This is a genomic window from Paracoccus rhizosphaerae (assembly GCF_026162645.1).
Classification (GTDB): Bacteria; Pseudomonadota; Alphaproteobacteria; order Rhodobacterales; family Rhodobacteraceae; genus Paracoccus; species Paracoccus rhizosphaerae.
The window spans coordinates 1-21,170 of sequence record NZ_JAOTBE010000057.1 but is presented as its reverse complement, the minus strand read 5'-3'; the positions used below and the strand labels follow the sequence as shown (position 1 = coordinate 21,170).

The window sequence follows — 21,170 nt, the reverse complement described above, 5'->3', positions numbered from 1 at the left end:
CACATCTGACGGCGGCGTGTCGTAGGGCCAATGGCACTCGACGGCGGCGAATCCCGCGCGCGCGGCAGCTGCGATGGCGTCCGGCAACGGCAGTTCCGCCCAGAGAAAACCCAGATTTGCTGAAAACCGGGTCATGCCTCGCCCCAGGCAACATCGTGGATGCGCTGCAACTCGGCCACCTGCTGCGGCGACAGCATTTGCGGGGTGGTACCGCGCAGCAGCATCGCCAGCCGTGCGGTTGCCTCCAGCTCCTCGATGGCGTTGCAGGCCGCCTCGAGATCCAGCCCGGCAACCACCGGGCCATGGTTCGCCAGCATCACCGCGGATCTGCGTCCTGCAAGGCTGCGTACCGCGTCTCCCATCGCGGGATCGCCGGGGCAAAAGTAGGGCAGCAGCTTCACCCGGCCCAACTGCATCAGCGCATAAGGAGTGATCGGCGGCAGGAAATCGTCCTCGTCCGCCTGGGGCAGCGTCGACAATGCGACGGCGTGGCAGGAATGAAGGTGCACCACCGCCGCGGTACGGCTGCGGGTTTCGTAGAACGCGCTGTGCAGCGGCATCTCCTTGGTGGGCCTGTCGCCGTCAATGTGACGACCTGCGGCATCGAACCGCGACAGGCGCGCCGGGTCCAGCCGCCCGAAGCTGGTTCCCGTGGGCGAGACCAGAAGCCCCCCGTCCTCGGTCCTGACCGAGATGTTGCCGCTGGAGCCTGCCGTCAGCCCGCGGTCGAACATCGACCGGGCCAGCAGGCAGAGCTTCTCGCGAAGTTGCGTCTCGGTGCTCATGTTCCTGCTTCCAGCATCACGGCAGCCTTGGCGAAAAAGTTCTCGGCCCCGAAGTTGCCGGACTTGAGCGCCAGGACCAGCCGCTCTCCTGCCCGCATTGCCGGAACACCCGGGTCGATCTCTGGCCCGATCTCCAAAGTGGAAAGCTCCAGCCCTTCGACCACGGCTCCCGATGTCTCGCCGCCCGCGGTGATCAACCGGGTCACGCCGCCGGCGACCAGAAGGCGCGCAGTGGCTGCAAAGAATGCATCCAGGCGCGTGGCCACCTCGGTGGCGCCGTGGCGGTCCTGGACCTGTCGCACCGCCTCGGGATCGGCAGAGGAATACACTAGCGGCAGCCCCGGCTGTGCCAGTGCCCAGGTGGCGGCGTCCTCTGCCGTGGTTCTGCCGGCCAAGACGGCTTCGGCGTCAATCTCCAGCGCCGGTGCGCCGGATGCAACATGATGCGCCACCTGCGCCCGCGTCGCGCGCGAGCAGGAACCCGACAGCGCCGCGACCGGCCCCGCCTCGCCGCGCCAGGATGGGGTAGCAAGGTTCAAAAGGCCTTGGGTGCGGAAGTTGTCGGGCAGGCCGAGCGCGATCCCGGATCCGCCGGTGATCAGCGGCAGGTTCGCCACGGCCCGACCCAGGGTCAGCAGATCCTGGTCCCTGATGGCATCGGCGATCACGAAGGGTCGGCCAGCTTCGGCCTCGGCCTCCAGTCGTGCGAGGGCGGCATCAGAGCCCTGCCAGACTGCGGCAGCCGGAAGATGCCCGACCGCACGCACCGTCTGCAGCCCCAGCCAGCGGCGCAGGTCCGGGTCCGTCATCGGGGTCAGGGGGTGATGTTCCATTCCGCTGTCGCTGAGAAGCCTGTCGGCCACAAACAGGTGGCCCTGATAGATCGTCCGCCCCGTCCCCGGAAAAGCCGGGCAGAAGATCACCCGGTCGGCCCCAAGCGCGTCCGCCAGCGCCTCGGACACGGGACCGATATTGCCAGCCGGCGTCGAGTCGAAGGTCGAGCAGTACTTGAACAGGATCTGGCGGCAGCCTTGGTCCCGCAGCCAGTCTAGCGCCTGCAGCGACTGGCGCACCGCCTCTGACGCCGGGATCGAGCGTGACTTCAGCGCGACGATCCCGGCCTCGACCGAGGGGTCAGCGGGATGCGTCGGCGTGCCGGAATACTGAACCGTCCGCATCCCCGCCTTGACCAGCGTGTTGCCAAGGTCCGACGACCCCGTGAAGTCGTCGCCGATGCAGCCCAAAAGCATGTCGTTCCCCTCTCCTCAGGCCCAATCCGTGACGGCATCCTGCGCGATCCGCATCCGGTAGATCTCGGACGCCTTGTCAAGATCGACGTCGCCGCACAGGATGATGCGGCCGGCGGGGACGTCACGCTTCAGCCGGCAGCCCGACAGAAGATAGTACGGAATGGGCGCATCGTCCCCCAGCACCTGCGCAGGCATCATCCGTCCCGAGACGCCGGCAATGGTGTGGTGATGCCCCTCCGCCACCAAGAGCGCACCTGCCGCCAGGTCAGCGTCGGCATGGGCCGTCAGGTCCATAACCGGACGCGGCTTCTCGGTCCCGGACGACACGTTCAGCAGCGCGGCCTCGAAGACGGTGGTGGCGGCCTCCAGACCCAAGAGATGTCGCGGATTGCCGATCATCGCGGTGCGGCCATTCCGGGCGACGACATGGCCCTTCTCGCGCAGCATCTGCCAGGTTTCGTCGTCGTCGCAGGTCACCGTGACGAAGACGCCACCGGCGAAGCTCGGCTCGCCCGGAAGGCGGAGGCAGTTGAAGACATCAAGCTGTCCGCGACCCAGCAGCAGGCCACCGTCAGCCCGTGGCGCCATCATGTCGGCGATCTCGGTAATCCGCGCAATCGGCGCATGATAGTCAGGACGGTCAGGTCCCAGGCCAAGGGCGTTGGCCACGACCACCATCTCGCAGAGGTCAGGCACCGCCCGCTGCGGCAGCTGCGCCAGCCTGGCCCGCGCCGCGACGACATCGGTCCAGGGACGGTTTCCGGCGTCGATCCAGTCGCCGAAGCCGGGTGCAGGCACCGTCACGCCATTGCTGGTGATGCTGCCCGTCCCAGGATCGAAGACGAAGTCATACTCGCTGGACTTTCCGGCCCCGACGATGGTCAGGCCGATGGCCTGCGCCCAAGTGATCAGGCCGATCAGCAGGCTCGGCTGATCGCCGTCGACCGGAGAGCAGACGACCCCCCGTTCCGCCGCCATGCGCGCCAGGATCGGCCCGACGACGCTGTCGGTCTCCTTGGTGACCATGACGACGTGCTTGCGTGCCTCAATCGCCATGCGAGCATGGCGGGTGCCGGCCTCGGGGTTGCCGGTGGCCTCCAGCACCACTTCGACAGGCAGGTGGCAGATAACGGCCAGGTCCGCCGCCGCAATGGCATGGCCTGCGTCCCACGCAGCGGTCGCCGCCGCGACGTCGGCGCAAATCGCGATCCGGTCCGGCGAGTGCCCGACCGAGCCAAGCGCGCTGGCCGCGATTCCGGCGTAGCGATCCACCGCGACGCGGCAGGCCAGTCCAGGCACCCGCCGCGCCTGCGACAGGAAGCTGCGGCCGAAGCCCCCGGTGCCGACGATAGCGCATTCGACCTGGCGCGTGCCCAGGCCGCGGAAGTATCGCAGATGGTCCATGTTATCCTGCTGTTGATGCGGAGAGGCGGCGCGGCCTTGGGGGCCGCGCCCGTCACTCGACCGGAATGCGGCGGCGGAAGCGCGAACCAAAGGCCAGAACCTTCGGCACGACAAGAAGCGCGATGCCCACTGCCATGATCGTACTGACCAGCGGATTGGCGAAGAAGATGCCAAGCGATCCGTCGGACAGCACCATCGACTGGTGGAAGGCGTTTTCCGCCTTGTGGCCCAGCACCATGGCCAGAACCAGGGGTGCAATCGGATAATCCAGCTTGCTGAACAGGTATCCGACCAGGCCGAACAGCAGCACAAGCCAAAGGTCGAAGGTCGAGTTCGAGACCGTGTAGGCGCCCACAAAGCAGATCGCGACGATCATTGGACCGATGACAGCGAAGGGAATGCGCAACAGTGCCGCGAACATCGGCACTGTGGCGAGGACCAAGACGACGCCGATCAGGTTCGACACATACATGCTGGCGATCAGGCCCCAGACGAAATCGGGCTGCGTCGCAAACAGCATCGGGCCGGGGGTCAGGCCCCAGATCATCAACCCGCCCATCATCACCGCAGCCGTGGCCGAGGACGGCACTCCAAGCGCCAGCATCGGCAGCATGGCGCAGCTGCCCGCGCTGTGGTCAGCGGTTTCGGGCGCGATGATCCCTTCCGGCCGGCCGGTGCCGAAGGCCTTGCCCTTGCGGGAGGCGGACCGGGCGATGCCATAGCTCATGAAGGACGCCGCCGTGGGGCCCCCGGGCGTAATACCCATCCAGATCCCGATCAGCGCCGACCGGGCCGACGTCGCCCAATATCGCGGCAGCTCGGCGATGGTCTTCAGCACGTCTCGCAGATCGATCCTTGACGCGACGCCGCGAAAGCGCAGCCCCTCCTGCACGGTAGACAGCAGTTCGCCTATGCCGAAAAGGCCGATGACGACCACCAGGAAGCTGATCCCGCTAAGCAGCTCGGAATAACCGAAGGTCAGCCGCACCGAGCCGGTGATGGTGTCCATGCCCACGGTGGACAGCAGCAGGCCCGTAGTCAGCGCGACCAGCGTCTTCATGGGCGCGGCACTGCCCATGCCGATGAAAGCGGCAAAGGCCAGGAAGTAGACCGCGAAATATTCGGGCGCCCCGAAGCGCAGCGCGAAATTCGACGCCCACCCGGCCAGCAGCGTGATCACAATGACGCCCGTCAGCGCGCCGATGCCGGCGGACATGAAGGCCAGTGTCAGCGCGCGTGTCGATTCACCCGAACGCGCCATGGGGTAGCCGTCGAAGGTCGTGGCGACCGAGCTGGGTTCGCCCGGAATATTGAACAGGATCGACGTGGTCGAGCCGCCGAAGAGCGCGCCCCAGTACATCGACGACAGAAGGATGATCGCCGAGGTTGGGTCGAGCGAGAAGGTCAGCGGGATCAGCAGCGACACCCCGTTCGGCGCCCCAAGACCAGGCAGCACCCCCACGACCAGCCCCATCAGGACGCCGGCCACCATCAGCAGCAGGTGCATCGGCGTGATCGCGACGCCGAAGCCCTGCATCAGCAGGTCGAAATTGCCCATTGGCGGGTTCCCTCAGTAGATGCCCAGAAGCGGTTCGATCGGACCCTTGAGAAGGGGGATCCTGAAGATGACTTCGAAGATCACATAGAGCGACACGGCAAAGCCCGCCCCCATCGCCAGCGCCGAAATCGGGCGGTACTTGCCTTGGCGCCAGGCGCTGTAGGCGATATAGCCGGTCGATCCGACATAGATCCCCAGAAACAGGGTTGCGATGACGAAGACGACCATCGCGCCCATGAAACGACCGATACGGTCCAGATGCTCGCGTCCGAGGAAAGGTTCCTCGGCCTCGCCGCCGGCACTGGCATCCGCTGATGCCTGCCGATGCGCCGCGACGGCCGAGACGAGGTTCCAGATGCTGGCGGCGATCAGGATCAGGCCCACATAGAAAGGGAAATAGCCCGGCTGCGGGCCGCTTTCCTCCCAGCCATAGCCAAGGCTTGTGGCGCCGATGGCGGCGGTCGCGCCGACGGCACCGGTGACAAGTGCCGTTCCAATCTCGGCGTGGAAACGTCTGACGGTCATGGTCCCCCCTCTCCGCCTGCAGGTCGACGGGCCCCTGCCGCCGATCCGGACAAGAATGCCCCCGCCGTCGTGGCGGCGGGGGCGTGACAGACCGTTACTGGCTGGTCCAGCCTTCGGCGGCGAAGACCTCGACGGTGCTGGTCTCGTTGTCGGTAATGAACTGGGTCAATTCGTCCCCCGACAGGAAGACGCCGGTCTGAGAAGTCTTGTCCAGGTATTCCTGCCAAGCGTCGCTTTCAGCGACCTGGCGCAGCGCATCGGTGTAGAAGGCCTTGGCCTCCTCATCGACGCCAGCGGGCATCCAGACGGTGCGTGGCATACGATAGCTGGCGATGTCGATGCCCGATTCCTGGCAGGTCGGGATGTCCTGCCAGCCCTTTCCGTCATGGATCGGTTCGCTCTCGGCCATCCGCTCGGGCGAGAAGACGCAGAGGGGGCGGATCGCGCCGGACTGCCACTGCCCAAGGGCCTCGTTGGGGTTGTTCACATGTGCATCAATGTGACCGCCGGCCAGCTGGACACCGACTTCTCCGCCGCCGTTGAAGGGCACATACTTGAAATCGGCGCCGGTGGTCTGTTCGATCAGCGACACCAGCGTCTCATCGGTGTCCTTGGACTGGCTGCCGCCGAAGGTGACGCTGCCCGGCTCGGCCTTGGCGGCTTCGACGAATTCGGTGGCGGTTTGATAGGGCGCGTCGGCCTTGACCCAGATCAGGAATTCGTCCAGCGCCAGCGCGGCAACCGGGTCCAGGTTCTCCATCGAATAGGCCATCTGTGCCACATGCGGCAGCAGGTAGGCGTTGTTCGTGCCGAAGATCAGCTTGTGGGCGTTGCCTTCGTTCTGCATTGCATAGAGGAACGCCTCGGCGCCCGAACCGCCGCCCTTGTTCAGCACCACGACTGAATTGTCGATGATGCCTTCGCGGTTCAGCGTGGCTTGGATTGTGCGGGCGAAATTGTCGGTCCCGCCGCCGGCACCCGAAGCGACCACGAACTCGATCGGGCGCGACGGCGCCCATTCGGCCATCGCGGGCGCGGCTGCGGCAATGGCCGTGGCGGCCAGAAGTGCGGTCTTCAAATAGGTCATGTCTTCCTCCTCAAGAATAATCCCGCCCCCTCCCGGGGCGGGACATGACAGTGGTTATTCGGCGGCAGAGCGGCTTGGCGCGACCTCGTCGGTCGCCCAGCCTTCGGCAAGCGGCACGGTATTGCCGCTCGCCGGATTCAGCTTGGCCAGCCGGATCCCCAAGCGCGCCGCTTCCAGCGTCGCCCCAAGGTCGGCCTTGCCCTTTCCTGCGATGTCGAAGGCCGTCCCATGGGCCGGCGTGACGATCGGAAAGCCATAGCCCGCAATCAGGGTCACGCCGCGATCGAAGCCCATCAGCTTCATCGCGATCTGGCCCTGGTCGTGGTACATCGTCAGCACCGCGTCGAATTCGCCGCGGGTCGCGCGGACGAAGACCGTGTCCGACGGCACGGGTCCGGTTGCTGGAATGCCCTCGGCCACGGCGGCCTCGACGGCAGGGGCAATAATGTCATCGTCCTCGTGGCCGAAGTTGCGGCCGTCACCGGCATGAGGGTTCAGCGCCGCGACGCCGATGCGGGCGCCGGGCTTGCCGGCACCGGCCATCACTTCGGCCGTCAGGCGCAGGCTGCCAAGGATGCGCTCGACACTCAGCGTCTCGGCCACCTGGCGCAACGGAATGTGCGACGTGACGCGGGCGTTCCAGACCTCTTCAAGTACGTTGAATTCGCGGCCGCTGCGGTCGCTGGAAAGCGTCATGTCGATGAAGCCGATCTCGTCGACATAGCTGGGCCGGGCCAGACGCATTGAATGCTTGTTGAACGGCGTGAACATCACGACATCCACGATACCGGCCTTGGCCAGCCGCAGCACGGTGGCGAAGTTCTGAAGCGAAGCTGCACCAGCTTCCGGTGAGGACTGGCCCAGAACGGTGCCGCCCGCGGGGCAGTTTCCCAAGTCGAGCAGGACGTGCCCGCTCGGCAGGACGTTCACCTGGTCCGCCGACACGACCGGCAGGTCCAGATCGACCTCGGCGTGACGCGCGCCCATCGCAAGAACGCTGGCATCGCCGACGACAACGACATCCTGCCCCTGCAGGTCCCCGTGTGTCAGCAGCTTGGCCGCCAGTTCGGGCCCCACGCCGCCCGCATCTCCGATCGCTAGTGCAACGCGCATAGGCGAGCCCTTTCCATGTCTAGGTTCATCTGCAACATGACGACGGCCATGGCCGGCATCAGGCCTTCGTCTTCAATTCGTCGGCGACCGAGCGGGCCGACAATGCCATTGAAACCGCACCGGCATCGCAGTGGCCCAGGCTCCGCTCGGCCAAGGGACGCGCCCTGCCAAGGCGCGGCGTCATCTGCGCCGTCGCCTCCGCTGCGGCGGTCGCGGCAGCGGCGGCTTTCGACCAAGCCTCGGGTAACGAGGTGCCGGCGGCCGTCTCGGCGGTCAGCGTCTGGACGAACGGCACGAGCGCGTCAACCAGCGTCTTGTCACCGAGCTTTGCGCCACCCAAGCGCACTACGGCATCCAATGCCGCCTGCGCCCCGGCCGCTACGATCTGCGGCGACGGACGCTCCTGATCGCCAAGCACTTGGCCCCAGGCCCGCAGCAGCACGCCCCAGAGCGCGCCCGACGTCCCGCCAGCCCGGTCGGCCCATGCATCGCCCGCCAGGCATAAGACGGTCGCCGCCCCCGCCCCCGCTTTGACAGCGTCCCGTCCCGCGGCGGCGGCGGCGGCCGACCCGCGCGCCATGCCTTGTCCGTGGTCACCATCACCGGCCTGCGCGTCGATCAGGCCAAGCTCTTCCTCGGCCTCCGACAGGACCGCCGCCAGCTTATCCATGATCGCTGAAATGCAGGCACCGACCTCTTGCGATTCAGCCGATCCCGGCAGGACTTCCGCTACCGCCTCGGTCACCGTGGGTGCAGCTTCGCTTCCTCCTGCGGCTTTCGCCACTGTGCCCTTGCGGAAGGCGGGCGCATCCGCAGGTGCGCGCCAGTATTCCTCCAGTTGGTCGTCCAGCCACATCAGCGACAGCGAACACCCCTCCATGTCGAGGCTGGTCACGAATTCGCCCACCTCGGGATCGACCGCGGTCAGGCCGGCCTTGGCCAACATTCCTGTCAAATGATGCCAGAGGACGAACAGCTCTTCGTATTTGGTGCGCCCCAGCCCGTTCAGGACGACTGCGACACGCCCCTCATGCCCCTCGGGCCGCTCCGCCAGCAGCGGCGCCAGCAGCATCCCCGCCAGATCGCGCGCCGGGACCAACCGCTCGGTCCGGATGCCCGGTTCTCCGTGGATCCCCAGACCAAGCGCGACGTGATCGTCCTCGACCGTAAATAGTGGCGCTGTCTTGCCGGGCAGCGTACAGCCGTCGAAGGCCATGCCGAAGGAGACCGAGGCAAGATTGGCGCGCTCGGCCACCTCCATCACCGCGTCGATGTCGAGGCCCGCCTCGGCTGCTGCGCCGGCGACCTTGAAGACCAGAAGGTCGCCCGCCACGCCGCGCCGCTTCGAAACCTCGTCACGTCCCGCGCTGGCGACATCGTCGGTGACGGCAAGGATGCGCGCGTCGATGCCCTCGCTGCGAAGTCGCTCGGCCGCGGCGCCAAAGTTCAGGACGTCGCCGGCATAGTTGCCGAACCCCATGATGACGCCGCCGCCCCGGTTGGCGGCCCTGGCCACGCCGTGGATCCAGGCAGTCGATGGCGAAGCGAATACGTCGCCCGCCACCGCCGCATCGGCGAGGCCGGCGCCGACATATCCGAGGAAAGCCGGATAGTGTCCGGACCCGCCGCCCACGAGAAGCGCAACCTTTCCCTGCGCCCCGGGCGCGGCCCTGACGGCGCCATGCGGCACGGCGGCCACGCGGTTGGCATTGGCGGCGCAGAAGCCGGCCAGCGCTGTGGTCGCGAATTCATCGGGCTGATCGAACACCTTGGTCATGCTTTGGCTGTCCTCCCCGACAGGATACGTCTGATGTAGTCTCGGTTCTCGGCGCAAACGCCCAGGCCGTCGCCACCGTAGTGTTCGACCAGGAACGGGCTGTCGAACCCCAGGTCCAATGCATGCCGGATCGCTGCGCGCCAGTTGATCGTGCCGCCCAGCAGAGGTGCCGGGTGCGACATCACCAGCCCGGATGGGTCCTCGATCCGATAGTAGTTCTTGACGTGCCAGTAGCCCGCGAAGGGTGCGCAGGCCTCGATCATGGCAGGCCACGGCTCGACCGGGCGGTGCAGGCGGATCAGATTGCCAATGTCGATGTTCAGCTTGACCGACGGGTGATCCACATCCGTCACGAAGCGCACGGCATCGGCGGCCGTTCCTAGGTAGGTGTCCTCGTACATCTCCAGCGCGATCTGGACGCCCATCTCGGCCGCATGGCAGCCTAGCTCTCGGATCCGGCCGACGGCCCGGCGATAGATCGCCGGATCATCTGGGTTTTGCACGCCCTGCTCGGTCCAGAACCACAGCGCTTTCTGCTGCGCGGGCGTGAACGGACCAAAAAGGCCGAAGCTGACATGACCTGCGCCCAGTTCGGCGGCGGTGTCGATCACGCGGTGACTGTAGGCTAAATACTCGTCGCCATGCTGCGGGTCGATCACGCTGCGACGAGAGGTCGAAATGGCCGGAATGCGCAAGCCCAAGGCCTTGCAGATGGCGATGAATTCATGACGGCGGGCCCCATCAAGATCGGCAACCCGGAGCCAAGAATCGGTCGGATCAACGCAGTCGAAACCGGCATCCGCGACCTCGGCAAGATTTGCAGCCCAGACCTCAGGCACCGCATCTTGCATCAAGGTTCCGTCAGACATCCGCCCGGGAAACGGAATCATGGCAGCCGCGATAGGCCATTCGCCCGCATTCCATCGTTGCGCCATCTGCTCCTCCCCTGTTGCCGCCGCAACTCCTCCTACGGCGTCCTCCTCGAACGAATCGCTACCACGCTCCGGTAACTGCATCAAGTACTCTGTATACAGAAGACAGAAGGCAATGTTGACTTGCGCTGTGAGGGCGCTTAGCGAGGACCGAGATATCGGAGCCAGTTCCACGTATGACGCAACCAGTTCAAAACGACCTTCCGCTGCCGGAAGCACGGATCGAGCGGCATTCGCTGCACGAGGCGATCCTGAATCGGCTGCGGGACATGATCATCGAGGGGCACCTGCCGCCGGGTTCCCGGCTGAACGAGGGGCAGATCGGCGCGCAACTGGGCGTGTCTCGGACGCCCTTGCGCGAGGCAATCAAGTTTCTGGCCAGCGAAGGCCTGGTCGAGCTGATCCCACTGCGCGGGGCCGTCGTGAAGGCCTTCGGGGCCAAGGAGATCCAGGACATGCTGGAGGTGATCCGCATCCTGGAGCAGAGCGCAGGAACCCGGGCCTGCGAAGTCGCTAACGATGACGCGATCGTGGGGGTTCGCAAGCTGCACGACCAGATGATCGACTGCTACCAAAGAGGCGACCGACTGAACTACTACAAGCTGAACCAGGCCATCCACAGTGCAATAGTGGCCCTTGCTGGCAATGAGGCGCTGTCGGAGGTACACGCGCGGCTGCAGATGCGGCTGAAGCGGGTCCGCTTCATCGGACACGAAGGCGCTGAAAAATGGGCCAGCGCCGTGTCTGAACATCAGGACATGATCGAAGCCCTCGAGGCGCGGGACGCGCAGCGGATGTCGGACGTGCTGGGGCGCCACCTGACGCAAGCCTGGATTAGGGTTCGCGATAACCTGGAAGGGGCAGGTGCACCTGGTTGACCCTGATCTGGCTCTGATGATGTGACCGCCCACCGACGGCATCTGTGTTCCAAGGTGGGTCTGCAACGATCCACAAAGCGGAGCGGTCACATCATCAGAGTCGGCTGCAGGCTCCGGAAATAAAGTTATATGGACAACCAAGCTGGATTGACCGACGGTCCGGCCCATGCGCGACATCAACATCAAGGCAATCGAGTATTTTGAGACGGTCGCCCGGCAGGGATCCGTTGGGGCCGCCGCCGCAGAGTTAGGAGTGACGCCATCCGCCGTCAGCCAACAGTTGCGCCTGCTGGAGGGGCAGTTCGGCGTGCGCCTGTTCCGCCGCGAACGGCGCAAGCTGATCCTGACGCAGGAGGGCGAGATCCTCTACCAGACGGCAACGCAAGCCTTTGGCGCCATCCGCAATGCACGCGGGGCCATCACGCGGCATCGCGACCTGCGCAACCTGATCCTGCGCGTCAGTCCTAGCTTTGGTGTTCGTTGGCTGGGCCCGCGCATTGGTGCCTTTCTTGCCGACAATCCGGGCTGGGCGATCAGGGTGGACGCGACCCAGGACTTCACGGCGTTCGACACCGAAACCATCGACTTCGACCTGCGATACGGCCACGGCGAATGGGCTGGTCTGTCGGTGACCCAGGTGATGCATGACCTGGTGATCCCGATGTGCAGCCCCGACTATCTCTTGCGGCTGCGCCAGTTGTCTGACGACCCGGTGGAGCAGCTGCGCCATGCGACGCTCATCGACAGCGTGAAGGCGCAGTTCCGGTGGGACCTTTGGCTGGCAATGATGCGGATCGACCTGCCCGACCTAACATATCCGATGGCCTTCGACCGGTCCTCGATGTCGCTGGAACTGGCACGGCAGGGCATGGGCTTGGCGCTGGACAGCGTGAACCTGTGCCTGGCAGACATCCGGCGCGGCGACCTGGTGCCACTGTCCACCGACTTTGAAGTCATCGACTTTCCGGCCTATTGGATGGTCTGCCCGCCGCGCCACATGAACCGCCGCATCGTGGCGCGTTTTGCCGACTGGATCGCCGACCGGGCCCACGAACACGAGGCCGAGGCCCGGGATTGCCTGGCGGCGCTCGGCTGCCGGTTCCGGCAAGCGGCGCCGCCCGGCACGCCCTAGTAGATCGTCAGCGCAGGCACATAAGAGATCAACATCAGGACCAGCAGCGCGACCAGATAGAACGGCACCAGCGCCCGCACCGTCTGCGCGATCCCGACCTTGGCGATCCCAGCTGAGATGAACAGCGTCGTTCCCACCGGCGGCGTATAGAGTCCGATCGACAGGTTCACGACCATCATCAGCCCCAGCTGGACCGGGTCCAGCCCGATCGCCTGCCCGATGCCCACGAATAGCGGCCCCAGAAGCAGAACGGCGGCCGGAAGGTCCAGGAAGGCGCCGACGATCAGCATTACAAGGTTCAGGGCCAGGATGACCATCCACGGCTCGGTGATGTTGCCGGTCACCCACAGCGCCAAGTTCTGCGGCACCTGCTCGGCCGTCAGAAGCCACTGGATCGTTGACGAGGCCATGATGATCAGCATCACTGCGCCGGTCATCATCGCTGTCTCCACGGATGCGCGCCAGATGGCCCGTGGTGTCAGGTCGCGGTAGATCAGCCCGCCGATCACCAGCGCATAAGCCACGGCCATCACACTGACCTCGGTCGGCGTCGCGACGCCGAAGCGCAAGGTGCCGATGACGAAGACCGGCATCAGAAGCGCAGGGATCGCCATAAGCAATTGGCTGCGGAAGGCCCGAAAGCCACCCTCCAAAGGAGCGCGGGACAGGTTTCGGCGCGAGGCGACCCACCAGACGCAGCCGAACATCCCGATGCCCAGCATGACGCCGGGCAGGATGCCCGCCACGAACAGGTCAATGATCGAGACATTCGCCACCAGCCCGTAAAGGATCAGCGGGATCGACGGCGGGATCAGGACCGAGATGGTCGAGGACGAGGCGTTGACCGCCGCAGCGAACCCGCCCGGATAGCCCGCCTTCTTCTGGACCGGGATCAGCGCGTTGCCCATCGCCGTCGCGTCCGCCACGGCCGATCCCGACACGCCCCCGAACATCACCGACCCGATGATCGAAACCTGGCCCAGCCCACCCTTGAGGTTGCCGACGAAGAGCCGCGCGATGTTGACCAGGTATTCGCCGAACCGGCCCTGCATCATCAGGCTGCCCGCCAGGATGAAGAACGGCACCGCCAGCATCGGAAAGCTCTGCGTCGGCGAATACAGTCGCTGCGCGATGACCGCCAGCGGACGCCCTTCCACCCACAGGGCAAAGGCGGTGCCACCCAGCATCGCATGCGCGACCGGCACGGCCAGTGCCATCAGCGTGAAGAAGACCCATATCATAGTCGTGGTCATGTCGACCTCCTCAGCTGAGGCTGTTATGACCGGGATCACTGTCCCAGGTCAGACCGGCGAAGATCACGCGCAGGATGTCGATGGCCGCGATGGCGGCCATTCCGCCAAAGGCAAAGACCAGGCTGGAATAGCCCCACCACTGGCTGATCCCCAAGGTGGATAGGGTCTGGAACTGCGCGGCGCGCAGGATCGGCTGGCTGCTGATCAGGACCGCAATTGATATGATCATGATCAGCGCCTGCACCACGCCCAGCAGCAGCCGCCCGCCACGTGCGCCCAGCATGTTCGGCAGCAGGGTGATGGCGATGTTGGCACCGTTTGCGGCCGCGATGACGACCCCGCCCGCGACCAGCCAGGGCAGCAGCAGGGCGTGGACCTCGTAAGCCCAGGGGATACCGCCCGCGAAGGCATAACGAAGGATCACGTTGACCAGCAGGGCCACGAACATGAAGCCCAAGCAACTGACCGCGATCAGCTTGCCCGACAGCTCGATCATGCCTGCCAGTCCCCTGGCCGTGCGCAGCAGGGGGACGCTATCCCCCTGCACATTGCGGGACATCACTGGCCTGCCGCAGCCCGCAGCGCCTCGACCAGTTCGGGGAAGCTCTGGGCATACTTGTCATAGACTGGCGCAGTCGCCTCGATAAAGGCGTCGCGATTGGCTTCGGCGAAGGTCACGCCTTCGGCCTCCATGTTAGCGCGCAGGTTCTCCTCCGCCTCCAGCGAAAGCTGGCGCTGCGTTTCTCCGGCCTTCGCGGTGGCGTCCAGCGCACATTGCTGCGTCGCCTCGTCCAAGCCGGACCACCATGCCATGCCGGCGACAACCGGCGTCGCTTCGTACTTGTGGCCGGTCAGTGTTATGAACTTGGTGATCTCGTGGATCTTCGACGAATAGATGTTTGTGAGCGGGTTCTCCTGCCCGTCGAAGACGCCCGACTGCAGTGCCGTCGGCAGTTCAGAGAACGACAGCGGCGCGGGCGAGGCGCCAAGTGCGCTGAAGATGTCAACAGTCATCTGGTCGGGCGGCGTGCGGATGTTCATGCCCGCCAGGTCCGCCGGTTCCGGCACGTCTTTCGTCATGTGGCTGACATGGCGGATGCCGTTGTCCCAGAAGCCCAGGATCTTGAGACCGGTCGCCTGCGCGCGTTCGTCCAGCATCTGGCCTATTTCGCCGTCCATCACTTTCCACGCGGTGGGCAGGTCGGGGAACAGGAAGGGCAGCCCCAGCAGGCCGATTTCCGGCACCATCTGGGACATCGCGCCCTGGCTGTTCGCCGTGACGTGGATGATGCCCGCGCTGGCCGAGGTCAGCATCTCGACATCGTCGCCCATCGTCGCCGCACCGGCGACGTTGACGGTGTCGTCAGCCTCGGTGCAGGCGGCGAAGGTCTCGGCCCATTCCTGCGCGGCGACGTCGCGCGGGTTGCCCGGCGCGGCGCCGTGGGCAAAGATGACCTCTTGCGCGGCGGCCGAGCCACCCAGGGCCATAGACAGCATCAGGCCGGTCAGCAGGTTCTTGGTCATGTCATTCCTCCCTTCGATTGCGTTGTGGACCGCTGGCCCCTCCGTTGGCCAGCGGATTTTCGTCAGTGAATCAACGATCCACCGTTCACGTCGACTTCCGTTCCCGTGCAGTAGGCGGACAGGTCCGAGGCCAGGAACAGCGCGCATCCTGCAACATCGTTGGCCTCACCGGCACGGCCCATGGGGATGCCTGCAAGGATACCATCCATCATGTCCGGCGTCAGCTTGCCGCCGGTGATGTCGGTTGCGATGAAGCCGGGACAGATCGCGTTGATGCGGATCTGGTCCGGGGCGAACTCGCGCGCCATTGCCTTGGTCAGGCCCAGGATGCCCGCCTTGGCTGCCGAATAGTGCGGGCCGCCGAAGATGCCGCCGCCCCGCTGCGCGCTGACCGAGGACAGGTTCACGATGCTGCCGGACTTTTGGCGCTGCATGACGGGGATGACCGCTTGGCTCATGTAGAGCGTGCCGCGCAGGTTCACGTCGAGCACCGCATCATAATTTTGCGGCTGGATATCCAGCGACTTCAGGGGCTGGGTGATGCCCGCGTTGTTTACGAGGATGTCGATGCGGCCCCAGTCGCCGGCCAGCCGGTCGGCCGCCGCGCGGCAGGCGTCCAAATCAGTCACGTCGCCGGCTAGGCCCAGATGGCCCGTGCCGGGCAGATCGTCGGCGGCCGCCTGCGCGGCAGTGGCGTCCAGATCCAGGATCGCGACCGTTGCGCCGTGTTCCGCGAACAGTCGTGCCGTGGCCTTGCCCAGACCGCGGGCCGAGGCCGCACCCGTCACGATGGCGAATTTTCCGTCAAGAAGCCCCATGGGCCAGTCTCCTTTCTTGGGGGCCTTACAGCCAGCCCCGGATCGTTTCGGCCACCCGATCGACGGATAGGCCATACATGTCGTGAAGCGTCGGCAGCGCGCCGGCCTCAAGGAACTCGTCGGGCAGGCCGATCATGCGGAAGCGGGGTGTGACCCCCGCCTGCATCAGGGTTGTAGCGACCGCTTCGCCCAAGCCGCCGACGACGGTGTGGTTCTCGGCCGTGACCAGCAGGCGGCCCTTGCCCGCTTGGGCCAAGATCGTGTCGCGATCCAGCGGCTTGATCGTCGGGACGTGCAGGACGGCGACGCCGATGCCTTCCGCCTCCAGCCGCACGGCCGCGTCCAGCGCCCGCATCGTCATGATCCCGGTCGACACGACCAGCACGTCGCCCCCCTCCCGGATCATCTGCGCGCGGCCCAGCTCGAACCGATAGTCGGGTTTGTGCCGGCGGATGACGTCGGGAACCTTGCCGCGCAGCAGGCGGGCGTAGACCGGACCGGGATGCGCGGCCATCGCGGGAACCATGCCCTGGATATCGGCCGCGTCGCAGGGATCGATCAGCGTCATGTTCGGCAGCCCGCGGAAGATCGCCAGATCCTCGGTCGCCTGATGGCTGGGGCCGTAACCGGTCGTCAGCCCCGGCAGGGCGCAGCAGATCTTGACCGGCAGGTTCTCCTCGGCGATCGCCATGGCGATAAAGTCATAGGCGCGGCGGCTGGCGAAGACGGCGTAGGTCGTGGCAAAGGGCAGGAAGCCCTCGCGCGCCATGCCGGCGGCCGCCGACATCAACAGCTGTTCGGCCATGCCCATCTGGTGGAACCTGTCCGGCATTGCCTGCGCCAGGATGTGCATGTCGGTGTATTTTGCGAGATCCGCCGACAGGCCCACGACCCGGTCGTCGCGCCTGGCCAGGTCCACCAGCGCCTGGCCGAACGGCGCCGCGACGGTGTCATAACCTTCCGCCGCCAGCGACGCGATCATGGCCGAGGTCGCGGCGCGAGGGCCTTCGGGCGCGTGGCGGGGTTCGTATTTGCGGGCAAGGCTGGCGTGGGTCATTGCGGTTGTCCTTCGTCCAAAACGGCCAGAGCGCGATCCCATTCGTCGGCTTCGACCCGCACGAAGTGGGTGATCTCCCGGGTCTCGAGGAACGGTACGCCCTTGCACATGGTCGTGTCGCAGACGATCACGCGCGGCTGCGGGTCGGGATGGGCACGGGCGGCGTCGAAGGCCGCACGGACGGCCTGGATGTCGTTGCCGTCGACGCGCTGTGTGTGCCAGCCGAAGGCCGACCATTTATCGGCGACCGGTTCCGCCGTCAGCACCTGCGTCGACGGCCCGTCGGCCTGCTGGTCGTTGAAGTCCACCAGGCAGATCAGGTTCGACAAGCCCTGCGCGCTGGCCGACATCGCGGCCTCCCATGTCGAGCCTTCGCCGAGTTCGCCATCCGACATCAGGTTGATGACGAAGGCCGGGTTCTTCTTGCGTCGCAGGCCCATCGCCATGCCGACGGCAATCCCGAGCCCGTGACCCAGAGATCCGCCGGTGATTTCCATGCCCGGCGTATAGGATGCCATGCCCGACATCGGCAGGCGCGAGTCGTCCATGCCGTAGGTCGCGATCTCTTCCTCGGGGATGATCCCCGCCTCGATCAGCGCAGCATAGAGCGCAATGGCGTAATGGCCGATGGACAGCAGGAAGCGGTCGCGCCCCTCCCATTCCGGGTCCTCGGGACGATAGTCCATGCCATGGAAATAGGCCACGGCCAGCACGTCTGCGATGCCGAGCGCCTGCCCAATGTAGCCCTGTCCCTGCACCTGCCCCATGCGCAGGGCATGGCGGCGGATTGCCCAGGCCCGGCGGGCCAGCGAAATGTTGGAACCATAGGCGGGTCGTTGGATCGCGGTCATGTCATCCTCCCAGGGTCTTGCGGCCCATGCCAAACGCTAGCCGATGGGCGCCGTCACGTAAGGTCGGAAAAATTACATAACTGTGTAGAAAATCTAAATTGAAACGTGGGTCGCTCTGGGCAAGGTCTGACAAGGTCTCATCGGGGGAACATCATGAAACTCGGACTCGGCAGCTATGCCTTCCGCTGGAACATTGGCATCGGCGATCAGCATCCTGCGCAGCCGATGACGCCCTTTGACCTGCTGGCCGAGGCGCAGGCACGCGGGCTGGAGGTCGTGCAATATGCCGACAACATGCCGCTGGAGCGGCTGTCCGACGCAGAACTGGACCGGCTGGCACAGGATGCGCAGGCCCGCGGGATCGCGCTGGAGCTTGGCACGCAAAGTTTCGACTCTGATCAGGTCGCCCGCTATCTGGTGATCGGCCGCCGCATCGGAGCCCGGATCCTGCGGGTGGCGCTGGACGCCGCGGACGCCGAAATGCCTGTTCCCGATCTGGCCGCGCAGTTGCGGCCGCTGCTGGCTGCGGCGCGCGAGGCTGGCATCCGCATCGCGATCGAGAACCACTTCAACTACCCCTCGCCGCGCATGGTGGACCTGCTGCGGACAGTGGATAACCCGCAGCTGGGCGTCTGCCTGGACGTCGCCAACTCAATCTGTGCCGGCGAATGGACCGAGGAAACGGTCGGCCTGCTGGCGCCCTTCACAATCAACCTGCATCTGAAGGACTACGAGATCCTGCCCGACCCCTACGGCGTCGGCTTCCGCATCCAAGGTGTGCCTCTGGGACAGGGCCGCGCACCGCTAGACTGGGTCCTCGCGCAACTGTCGCATTGCCCGCCCGACACCAGCTGCATCCTGGAACACTGGCTGCCCCTTGGCCACGGCCTGGACAAAGCGCAGGCGCAGGAACGCCCTTGGCTGGACCAGACCGTCGCCCATGCGCGCCGCATCGTCACCTGAGATGGAGGGGACTATGAGCAACCACGCGACCAAGCGCCTGCTGAACGCGCCTGAAGACATCGTAACCGACGCACTGGCCGGCATGATTGCCGCCCATCCCGACATGCTTTCGCTGGAGGGCCCGACCGGGCGCGCCGTTGTCGCCGTGGACGGCCCCCGCGCCAACAAGGTGGCCGTAGTCATCGGTGGCGGCTCGGGGCACGAGCCTGCCTTTGCCGGCTATGTCGGACGGGGCTTGGCCGATGCGGCGGCGGTCGGCAACGTCTTCGCATCGCCCGGTCCGCAGCAGGTGATGGACGCTGCCCGGGCCGTCGAGGGCGGCGCGGGCGTGCTGTTCCTCTATGGCAACTATACCGGCGACGTGATGAACTTCGACATGGCGGTCGACGCCTGCAAGGCCGAGGGTATACTGGCCGCGTCCGTGGCCGTCACTGACGACGTGGCCTCGGCCCCTGCCGGACACGAGGGGGATCGGCGCGGGATTGCCGGGAACTTCTTCGTCTTCAAGATCGCGGGCGCCGCTGCAGATGAGGGGCGCGACCTGGACGGCTGCCTGGCCGCCGCCCGTGCTGCAAATGCGGCGACCCGGTCGATGGGGGTCGCGCTGACGCCCTGTTCAATGCCACAGACGGGTCAGGCGCATTTCACGATTGCGCCTGACCGGATGGAGATTGGCATGGGCATCCATGGCGAACCCGGCATGCGGTCGGCGCAGCTTGGCACCGCCGATGATCTGGTCGATGAGCTGATGCAGACGATCCTGGCTGACATGAACGCCAACCCCGGCGACCGTGTCGCGGTTCTGGTGAACGGCCTCGGCGCGACCGGGCTGCTGGAGCTCTATGTCCTGAACCGCCGCGTGGCGGAAGTGCTGTCGGAACGTGAGATATCGATCCATCGCACCTGGGTTGGCGAATACTGCACGTCGCTGGACATGTCGGGCGCTTCAGTTACGCTGATGCGGCTGGACGACGACCTGGCCGCCCTGCTGGACCGGCCTTGCCGCACGGCAGCGCTGACGGTCGGCTGTACTCCGGCACCGCTGCCCGCCCGCCGCAGCCGCACGGCGCGAGTTGCGGCGCAGGCAGGCCCGACGCAGGACCTGTCGCGACTGGCTTCCGAGGGGCCCGTCACGCCGCAGGCCTTCCGCGCGATGATGCGGGCGGCGGCGCAGGCAATCACTGACCACCGCGATTGGCTGTCGCAGTTGGACGGGATCATTGGCGACGGCGACCACGGCATTACGATGGAGATCGGCTGGACCGCCATCAGCCGCGCCTTGGACGAGGCGCCGGAGGCAGAGACGATCACTGCCCTCTGCCACCGCATGTCGGCGGCGTTTCTGGACGCGGTCGGCGCCTCCACCGGGCCGCTCTATGCCAGCGCCTTCACCTCGGGCGGCGCGGCTGTCGCCGACCGGCTGAACTTGGACGGCCCGGCCATGGCAGCCTGGATCAAGGGAATGTGCGACGGTATCCTGTCCCGCGGCGGTGCGTCTGTCGGCGACAAGACCATGATCGACGCTTGGCTGCCTGCAGCAACGGCCGCTGCGGCGGCAGAGGACAATCCGGCCGCACGCCTGCAGGCCGCAGCCGAAGCCGCCGCTGAAGGCCGCGACCGCACCGCGCAGATCGAGAGCCGCCGCGGCCGGTCCGCCAAGCTGGGCGCACGGTCGCTCGGCCACGTCGATCCCGGAGCGGCCTCGGCACAGCTGATCCTGGCCGCAATGGCGGAGAGCTGCCCTGCGAGTGCCAGCTGAATGTGAACGCGCCGCACCTGCGTTGATGATGTAACCGCCCCCGACGGCTTTTGATGTGCCAGGGCGGGTCTGCTAAGGATCCACAAAGGGGAGCGGTCATGTCGAAGACTATTACGGTCGGGCTCGATCTGGCGAAAAGTGTTCCAAGTGCATGGAGCCGGCGGCGCAGAGTGGGCCGTTCTGCGCAAGAGAATAAGACGCGTCCGGGTGCTTGCGTAGGCACTTGCTCGTGTCCAGCCATACGACGACCTTCATGCCTGGGCTGGATGCGAGTTCGACGTATTTCGCGATATTCTCCAGCCTACTGGCGGCGCGGTGCGGCCGGTGAGGTCCCGGAGGAGCCGCATCACAGTTTCGCCTGATGAACCCGTGTGGCCAACCTTGCCTAGGGTCAGGATTCATAACCAATAGATGACGACAGCTGCGAGGGCGATCGCGGATAGGAAGACCTTTGGGCATCGGTCGTAGCGGGTCGCCACGCGCCTCCAGTCTTTAAGCCTGCCG

General features: G+C 65.9%; 19 protein-coding genes and 3 pseudogenes. 5 read left to right on the top strand and 17 right to left on the bottom strand.

Going from position 1 to position 21,170, the window contains the following annotated elements:
* From OC184_RS15765 to OC184_RS15720, 10 genes and pseudogenes are all read right to left on the bottom strand, one after another.
* Positions 1 to 135: pseudogene (locus OC184_RS15765) on the bottom strand (isomerase); the annotation flags it as partial.
* Positions 132 to 785 (bottom strand): 3-oxo-tetronate 4-phosphate decarboxylase, encoded by a 654-nt coding sequence (gene otnC, locus OC184_RS15760; protein WP_265508129.1) that lies wholly within the window; start codon positions 783 to 785, stop codon positions 132 to 134. The gene otnC and the pseudogene OC184_RS15765, both read right to left, overlap by 4 nt.
* Positions 782 to 2,035: a 3-oxo-tetronate kinase gene (gene otnK, locus OC184_RS15755; RefSeq protein WP_265508128.1), complete on the bottom strand. Its 1,254-nt coding sequence runs from the start codon at positions 2,033 to 2,035 to the stop codon at positions 782 to 784. The genes otnC and otnK overlap by 4 nt, the downstream gene beginning before the upstream one ends.
* A gap of 15 nt (positions 2,036 to 2,050) precedes the next feature.
* On the bottom strand, positions 2,051 to 3,439 hold the full coding sequence (locus OC184_RS15750; protein WP_265508127.1) for a flagellar biosynthesis protein FlgA: 1,389 nt from the start codon (positions 3,437 to 3,439) through the stop codon (positions 2,051 to 2,053).
* Between the two features lie 52 nt (positions 3,440 to 3,491).
* The gene (locus tag OC184_RS15745) at positions 3,492 to 4,997 is read right to left on the bottom strand and encodes a tripartite tricarboxylate transporter permease (RefSeq protein ID WP_265508126.1); all 1,506 of its coding nucleotides are present in this window, start codon (positions 4,995 to 4,997) and stop codon (positions 3,492 to 3,494) included.
* A 12-nt stretch (positions 4,998 to 5,009) separates the two neighbouring features.
* The gene (locus tag OC184_RS15740; protein WP_265508125.1) at positions 5,010 to 5,522 is read right to left on the bottom strand and encodes a tripartite tricarboxylate transporter TctB family protein; all 513 of its coding nucleotides are present in this window, start codon (positions 5,520 to 5,522) and stop codon (positions 5,010 to 5,012) included.
* Between the two features lie 94 nt (positions 5,523 to 5,616).
* Complete coding sequence (locus tag OC184_RS15735) at positions 5,617 to 6,609, bottom strand: tripartite tricarboxylate transporter substrate binding protein (RefSeq protein ID WP_265508124.1); 993 nt, start codon at positions 6,607 to 6,609, stop codon at positions 5,617 to 5,619.
* Positions 6,610 to 6,663: 54 nt separating this feature from the next.
* Entirely contained in the window at positions 6,664 to 7,722 is a 1,059-nt protein-coding gene (locus OC184_RS15730) for a 4-hydroxythreonine-4-phosphate dehydrogenase PdxA (protein WP_265508123.1), read from the bottom strand.
* Between the two features lie 58 nt (positions 7,723 to 7,780).
* Entirely contained in the window at positions 7,781 to 9,499 is a 1,719-nt protein-coding gene (locus OC184_RS15725; protein WP_265508122.1) for a dihydroxyacetone kinase family protein, read from the bottom strand.
* The gene (locus OC184_RS15720; RefSeq protein WP_265508121.1) at positions 9,496 to 10,350 is read right to left on the bottom strand and encodes a sugar phosphate isomerase/epimerase family protein; all 855 of its coding nucleotides are present in this window, start codon (positions 10,348 to 10,350) and stop codon (positions 9,496 to 9,498) included. Before OC184_RS15720 ends, OC184_RS15725 begins: the two co-directional genes overlap by 4 nt.
* Positions 10,351 to 10,607: 257 nt before the next feature.
* On the opposite strand from OC184_RS15720, the gene OC184_RS15715 reads away from it, so the two are divergent.
* Both OC184_RS15715 and OC184_RS15710 read left to right on the top strand, forming a co-directional pair.
* Positions 10,608 to 11,309, top strand: coding sequence for a GntR family transcriptional regulator (locus OC184_RS15715; protein ID WP_265508120.1), 702 nt, complete (start codon positions 10,608 to 10,610; stop codon positions 11,307 to 11,309).
* A gap of 166 nt (positions 11,310 to 11,475) precedes the next feature.
* Positions 11,476 to 12,441 (top strand): LysR family transcriptional regulator, encoded by a 966-nt coding sequence (locus OC184_RS15710; protein ID WP_265508119.1) that lies wholly within the window; start codon positions 11,476 to 11,478, stop codon positions 12,439 to 12,441.
* Here OC184_RS15710 and OC184_RS15705 read toward each other — a convergent pair.
* From OC184_RS15705 to OC184_RS15680, 6 genes are all read right to left on the bottom strand, one after another.
* Complete coding sequence (locus OC184_RS15705) at positions 12,438 to 13,694, bottom strand: TRAP transporter large permease (protein ID WP_265508118.1); 1,257 nt, start codon at positions 13,692 to 13,694, stop codon at positions 12,438 to 12,440. The two genes, OC184_RS15710 and OC184_RS15705, sit on opposite strands and share 4 nt — an antisense overlap.
* 10 nt (positions 13,695 to 13,704) lie before the next feature.
* Entirely contained in the window at positions 13,705 to 14,253 is a 549-nt protein-coding gene (locus OC184_RS15700; protein ID WP_265508117.1) for a TRAP transporter small permease, read from the bottom strand.
* On the bottom strand, positions 14,253 to 15,218 hold the full coding sequence (locus OC184_RS15695; RefSeq protein WP_265508116.1) for a TRAP transporter substrate-binding protein: 966 nt from the start codon (positions 15,216 to 15,218) through the stop codon (positions 14,253 to 14,255). Before OC184_RS15695 ends, OC184_RS15700 begins: the two co-directional genes overlap by 1 nt.
* A gap of 62 nt (positions 15,219 to 15,280) precedes the next feature.
* The gene (locus OC184_RS15690; protein WP_265508115.1) at positions 15,281 to 16,036 is read right to left on the bottom strand and encodes an SDR family NAD(P)-dependent oxidoreductase; all 756 of its coding nucleotides are present in this window, start codon (positions 16,034 to 16,036) and stop codon (positions 15,281 to 15,283) included.
* 25 nt (positions 16,037 to 16,061) lie between these two features.
* Complete coding sequence (locus tag OC184_RS15685) at positions 16,062 to 17,093, bottom strand: transketolase family protein (protein ID WP_265508114.1); 1,032 nt, start codon at positions 17,091 to 17,093, stop codon at positions 16,062 to 16,064.
* Positions 17,090 to 17,944, bottom strand: coding sequence for a transketolase (locus tag OC184_RS15680; protein WP_265508113.1), 855 nt, complete (start codon positions 17,942 to 17,944; stop codon positions 17,090 to 17,092). Before OC184_RS15680 ends, OC184_RS15685 begins: the two co-directional genes overlap by 4 nt.
* A 153-nt stretch (positions 17,945 to 18,097) precedes the next feature.
* On the opposite strand from OC184_RS15680, the gene OC184_RS15675 reads away from it, so the two are divergent.
* From OC184_RS15675 to OC184_RS15665, 3 genes and pseudogenes are all read left to right on the top strand, one after another.
* A complete protein-coding gene (locus OC184_RS15675) occupies positions 18,098 to 18,907 on the top strand; it encodes a sugar phosphate isomerase/epimerase family protein (RefSeq protein ID WP_265508112.1) in 810 nt (269 codons plus the stop codon).
* Positions 18,908 to 18,920: 13 nt separating this feature from the next.
* Positions 18,921 to 20,666 (top strand): dihydroxyacetone kinase subunit DhaL, encoded by a 1,746-nt coding sequence (gene dhaL, locus OC184_RS15670; RefSeq protein ID WP_265508111.1) that lies wholly within the window; start codon positions 18,921 to 18,923, stop codon positions 20,664 to 20,666.
* A 98-nt stretch (positions 20,667 to 20,764) separates the two neighbouring features.
* Positions 20,765 to 20,882: pseudogene (locus OC184_RS15665) on the top strand (IS110 family transposase); the annotation flags it as partial.
* 182 nt (positions 20,883 to 21,064) lie between these two features.
* On the opposite strand, the pseudogene OC184_RS15660 reads toward OC184_RS15665, so the two are convergent.
* Positions 21,065 to 21,170: pseudogene (locus OC184_RS15660) on the bottom strand (IS5/IS1182 family transposase); the annotation flags it as partial.